This is a genomic window from Moorena sp. SIO3I6 (genome assembly GCF_010672095.1).
Map to the genome: position 1 here is coordinate 1 of NZ_JAAHHU010001569.1, position 1,159 is coordinate 1,159.

The 1,159-nt window shown below is 44.2% G+C and carries 1 protein-coding gene; it reads right to left on the reverse strand.

Features of this window, described 5'->3' with window-relative positions; all coding sequences use genetic code 11:
- Nucleotides 1-131: 131 nt before the first annotated feature.
- The coding region (locus tag F6K49_RS51290; RefSeq protein ID WP_293110628.1) for a M42 family peptidase at nucleotides 132-1,159 on the reverse strand (1,028 nt) is incomplete at its 5' end.

Consider the following 1,159-nt stretch of genomic DNA (forward strand, 5'->3'; position numbering starts at 1 on the left):
TGTCTTTTTCCTTTGAATGATATTTTCGCAAATGCTCTTTCCCAAGCTGCTTTTCAAAGAATACATCAAGCTGAAATAGGGATATATCGCTCTTCTTTAAAAATTACTTCTTAATTCTTAATTCTTAATTCTTAATTCTTGATCACTGAAGAACTATAGCTTTCAAGAATATCGATACAATTTGCGATCGCACCCAAATGAGCAATTTCATAACCATGGGTATTTTGGGTAGGAAAACTCAAGCAAGCAGCACGAGCAACATGACCAAACTTCATGGCGATGGAAGCATCAGAGCCAAAACCATCAATAACCGCCAACTGAATCGGGACTTCACAACGTTCTGCCGCTTCTCCCAATTCCCGATTTAACCCTTCATCGTAGATGCCATAATTATCTTGAGAGAGCAATACTGGTGCTGGTCCATCTTCGATAGGGTACTCCCCAGACAAGGGACAAATTTCCAGAGCAATCAAAGCATCTAGAGATTTATTCTGGGTAAAATACAAAGCCCCAATTGCCCCTACTTCCTCCTTTGCTGATGCCACCAAATACGTATCAACTGCTGGAGTTTTCAACCGTTGGGCTAAAGTTAGCAAAATCGCCACCGATGCCTTATTATCCAGGGTATAGCTAGCAATATAATCCTTAAGCCGCACAGGTCTCTTACGATGTTTACCAACCACCATACGACTGCCTGGACGCACCCCAGCCTCTGCCAATTCTGTAGTACTACATTTGGTTTCAATCCAGGCATCTTCCCAACGTAGAGGAGTATCATGCTGCAACGCTTTTTGGGGAGATTCATGGGAAACATGACGTGAGCCAAAGGAAAGAATACCGCTAATGGTATAGTTATCCCCCAACAGATCCACCACACCCTCACCATAAACCCAAGGAAAAGAACCCCCCAAGCGGCGCACTTCCACCCGTCCTGCGTCACCAATCCGTTTAACAATGCCACCAATTTCATCTTTATGAGCAGTAATCGCAATGGGACTGGCACCAGCATCCTTACCAGGGATTTTAGCAATGACATTTCCCGCCCGATCCTGCCAAGTTTCCACCCCTAAAGCTTGAAACCGATGCAGTAACAATTGGTCAATTTCCCCTTCCGCACCACTAGGGGAATGGTGCATAACTAACTCTTCTATGGTTTTGA